Origin of the sequence: Arthrobacter sp. Hiyo1 (genome assembly GCF_001263615.2) — a bacterium.
Taxonomy (GTDB): domain Bacteria; phylum Actinomycetota; class Actinomycetes; order Actinomycetales; family Micrococcaceae; genus Arthrobacter.
Genome location: NZ_DF952473.1, coordinates 69,814 through 74,182 on the forward strand (window position 1 = coordinate 69,814; position 4,369 = coordinate 74,182).

The window sequence follows — 4,369 nt, forward strand, 5'->3', positions numbered from 1 at the left end:
CCCCGCAGCATTTGCTGCCCGCCCCAAGGCAGCCGCCAGTGTTATTCCGGCCGCGCCGCAGCCCAGCCTACGGCTGTGTCCCTGGCGGAAGCCGCCAAGTGGGGGCGCGCGAGGGTGACGGCCACGTCTTCCTGACCATCGACGGCGAAGAGCAGCCGGTGGGACAGTACCCGGGAGTGAGCACCGACGAGGCGCTGGCATACTTCGCCCGGAAGTACGACGACGTTGTTGCGCAGATCGTTTTGATGGAACACCGCGTGGAGTCCAAGGCCCCGGCCACGGACATGCAGAAGACGGTCGAGCACCTGCGTGAGCAGCTGGCAGAGCGAAACATGGTGGGCGACATCCGCACTGCCGAGGCTCGACTCGATGCCTTGGCTGGACAGATTTCCGAGTTGGAGAAGTCCGAGAAAGCTGCACACGACGCCGCACGATCCGCGGAGCTCGCGGCACGCGAGGCGATCGTCGCCGAAGCCGAATCCATCGCATCCCAGGATCCGTCCCAGGTCCAGTGGAAGACGTCCAGCGCCCGCATGAACGAACTCTTCGAGAGCTGGAAGACCGCCCAGAAGAACGGCATCCGGCTTGGACGAAGCAACGAGGACGCGCTGTGGAAGCGGTTCCGCTCGGCCCGTACCGTCTTTGACCGCCACCGCCGTGCGTACTTCTCCCAATTGGACAGCACCAACTCGGCGGCCAAGGTCGCCAAGGAACAGCTGATCGTCGAGGCCGAAGCCCTCTCCAGTTCCACGGATTGGGGATTCGCCGCCGGCGAATACCGCCGTCTCATGGACCAGTGGAAGGCTACGCCTCGCGCCAGCCGCAAGGATGACGACGCCCTCTGGCTCCGTTTCCGTGCCGCGCAGGACGTATTCTTCAGCAACCGCCAGGCTGCCAACGACGAGATCGACCAGCAGTACACGGCAAACCTTGCCGTCAAGGAAGAGCTCGTTGTCGAGGCACAGGCCCTGCTGCCGATCACGGACCTCAATGCTGCCAAGAAGGCCCTGCAGTCCATCCGCGACCGCTGGGAAGAAGCCGGCAAGGTCCCCCGCGCGACATGGGCAGGATCGAAGCCGGCCTTCGCAAGGTTGAGGACGCCGTCCGCGACGCCGAAGAGGACAAATGGCGCCGGAGCAACCCGGAGACGAAGGCCCGCACCAACAGCGCCTTGTCGCAGCTGGAAGCGGCTATCGCCGGCCTGAGGGAAGACCTGGAAAAGGCCGAAAAGGCCGGAGACCAGCGCCGCATCAAGAACGCCCGCGAGGCCCTTGAAGCACGAGAGGCATGGCTTGACCAGATCCAGCGTTCGGCAAGCGATCTCGCGTAGTAGTAGTTGTAGTAGTAGAGCTTGAACCAACAGGCCCCGTGCCGGTTATCCACATAACCGACACGGGGCCTGTTCCCGTTGCGGCAGCCACGCGATGATTGCTGAATGGCCCCGAGATTACCGCCTGCGCAGCAACAGGACTTCCCTGCCCAAGAGCTGTACGCGCCCAGCCCGCAGTTCACGTGGGCCGAGCTTCAATCAATGGCTACGGACGGCGTGCTCACACCACTCTACGAGAAGAGTTTCACTCCCTCGGGGCTCGATGTCACGCCTCGGCTCCGAGCCCGCGCGGCCGCCCTGGTGGTTCCGGATCGCATTCGCAGGAAGGTCATCGCGGGGCGCATGACGGCGGCCTGGATTTACGGTTGCGCGGATGCCCCAGAGAGGCTTTCGCTTCTCGTGGACGCCAAACACCGTATATCGAGCTTGCGTTCGGCCCGCGGCTGTATCCTGCACGAAGTCCGTTTAGGCCAACTGGACGTGGTCAGCATCGGCGGGCTGCTCGTGACCAGTCCCCTGCGGACGGCCGTGGATGTGGCCCTACACGTAGAAGCCAGCAGGGCCTTGCCCGCACTGCGGATGCTGCTGTCCCGGGATGAATTGGGCGTCCGGCTGCGGCTCTTGACCCTCGCGGTGGAGGCGTCCACGAGGGTGCCCCACAAGAAAGCTGCACTGCGCAAGATTGCCGCGTTGGCTCGGACCGCTGACCCGCCGCCTTCCGACGTCTTGCCGCCTGAGGTAGCCGCCTGAGTTGCTAGGTTCAGCTTCTCCTGCGGTTGCCCGTGGTCCGGTAGACGTCAAAGACCCCGTCGATCCTGCGCACGGCACTGAGCACGTGGTGAAGGTACTTAGGATCGCCCATTTCGAACGCGAAGCGGGAGATGGCTACCCGGTCGCTGGAGGTGTGCACGGAAGCAGCCAGGATGTTGACGTGGTTTTCCGAAAGCACGCGGGTGACATCCGAAAGCAACGACTTCCGGTCCAAGGCTTCCACCTGGATCTCCACCAGGAAGACGCTGGATTGGGTCGGAGCCCATTCAACCTCGACGATGCGATCGGGCTGGTCACGGAGGTCCGAGACATTCGTACAGTCCGTGCGGTGTACCGACACCCCCGAGCCGCGGGTCACGAACCCGAGGATCGGATCAGGCGGTACAGGCGTGCAGCAGCGGGCCAGCTTCACCCAGACATCCCCCACGCCGCGGACAATGACGCCGGAGTCCGAGTACCGGGTCTTCTGGAGTTGCGAGGGAATGCTGACTTCGTCCAGGTCCTCATCGGGCGTCTCATGCCCACCGAGGTGCTCCATGAGCTTTTCCATGACGGACTGCGCCGAAGTGTGCCCGTCTCCGACGCCGGCATACAGGCCGGAAATGTCGACGTAGTGGAATTCCTCGGCCACCGTGGACAAGGCGTCATGTGTCATGAGCCGTTGCAGGGGCAGGTTCTGCTTACGCATGGCGCGGGTCAGCTGGTCCTTGCCCCGCTCGATGGCCTCTTCGCGGCGTTCCTTGCTGAACCACTGCCGGATCTTGTTGCGCGCCCGGGCGCTTTTGACGAAATGCTGCCAGTCCTGGCTCGGTCCTGCGCCCTCGGCCTTGGAGGTGAAGATCTCCACCCAGTCGCCGTGATTGAGTTCGCTGTTGAGCGGAACCAGCTTGCCGTTGACGCGCGCACCGATGGTCCGGTGACCCACTTCGGTGTGCACCGCGTAGGCGAAGTCCACCGGTGTCGATCCTGCGGGAAGGGCCATGACCTCGCCCTTGGGGGTGAAGACGAACACTTCCCGGGCATTGATTTCAAAACGCAGCGAGTCCAGGAATTCGCCCGGATCCGATGTTTCCTGCTGCCAGTCGACCAGGGAACGCAACCAGCCCATGTCGCCGTCCTTGGGGCTCCCCGGACCTACGGCGGTCCGGTTGGGCTGGTCCTTGTACTTCCAGTGTGCCGCCACGCCATACTCGGCACGGCGATGCATTTCGTGGGTACGGATCTGGATCTCAACGGGCTTGCCCCCGGGCCCGATCACGGTGGTGTGCAAGGACTGGTACATGTTGAACTTCGGCATGGCGATGTAGTCCTTGAACCGTCCCGGAAGGGGGTTCCAGCGCGAATGCAAGGTGCCAAGAGCCGCGTAACAGTCACGGACGGAATCCACGAGGACACGCACGCCCATGAGGTCGTTGATGTCGTCGAAGTCCTTGTCCCGGACAATCATCTTTTGGTAGATCGAGTAGTAATGCTTGGGGCGGCCCGTGATGGTGGCCTTGATGCGGGCGACGCGCAGGTCTTCGGCAATCTGGTTGCGGATGACGCTCAGGCTCTTCTCGCGCTCTGGAGTGCGGTCCCCCACCATCCGGACGATTTCTTCATACACCTTCGGGTACAAGGCGGCGAAGGAAAGATCCTCAAGTTCCCATTTGATGGTGTTCATGCCAAGGCGGTGGGCCAGCGGTGCAAAGATCTCAAGTGTTTCGCGCGCTTTGCGGGCGGAAGATTCAGCGGAAACAAAGCGCCACGTACGGGCGTTGTGCAGCCGGTCCGCCAGCTTGATCATCAGTACCCGGATGTCCTTGGCCATGGCCACGACCATCTTGCGGACGGTCTCGGACTGTGCGGCCTCACCGAATTGGACTTTGTCCAGCTTGGTGACGCCGTCCACGAGCATTGCGACCTCGGGGCCGAAATCACGCGTCAGGTCAGCGAGGGTGTAGGGAGTGTCCTCGACGGTGTCGTGCAGGAGTGCAGCAGCAAGGGTTGTGCCTGTGAGGCCCAATTCGGCCAGGATCGTGGCCACCGCAACGGGGTGGGTGATGTACGGATCGCCGCTCTTCCGCTTCTGGCCCTGATGGCTGCGCTCTGCCACGGTAAAGGCCCGCTGGATGAGATCGAGGTCTTCTTTGGGGTTGTTGGCCCTGACGGTCCGCAGGAGCGGTTCGAGGATGGGCGAATAGGTGCTCGTGCCCCGTCCCGTCAACTTCGCCAGCCTGGAGCGCGTCCGCTCGCGTCGTCCGGGGAACGTCGGGCGCACGCCCGGGG

General features: G+C 63.4%; 2 protein-coding genes and 1 pseudogene. 2 read left to right on the forward strand and 1 reads right to left on the reverse strand.

Features of this window, described 5'->3' with window-relative positions:
* Both AHiyo1_RS15905 and AHiyo1_RS15910 read left to right on the forward strand, forming a co-directional pair.
* Positions 1 to 1,330 (forward strand): annotated as a pseudogene (locus tag AHiyo1_RS15905) (DUF349 domain-containing protein); the annotation flags it as partial.
* Positions 1,331 to 1,435: 105 nt separating this feature from the next.
* Complete coding sequence (locus AHiyo1_RS15910; protein WP_059389204.1) at positions 1,436 to 2,080, forward strand: type IV toxin-antitoxin system AbiEi family antitoxin; 645 nt, start codon at positions 1,436 to 1,438, stop codon at positions 2,078 to 2,080.
* 10 nt (positions 2,081 to 2,090) lie between these two features.
* On the opposite strand, the gene AHiyo1_RS15915 is transcribed toward AHiyo1_RS15910, so the two are convergent.
* Positions 2,091 to 4,369 (reverse strand): RelA/SpoT family protein (locus AHiyo1_RS15915; RefSeq protein WP_059389205.1); only part of this gene is annotated, 2,279 nt, incomplete at its 5' end.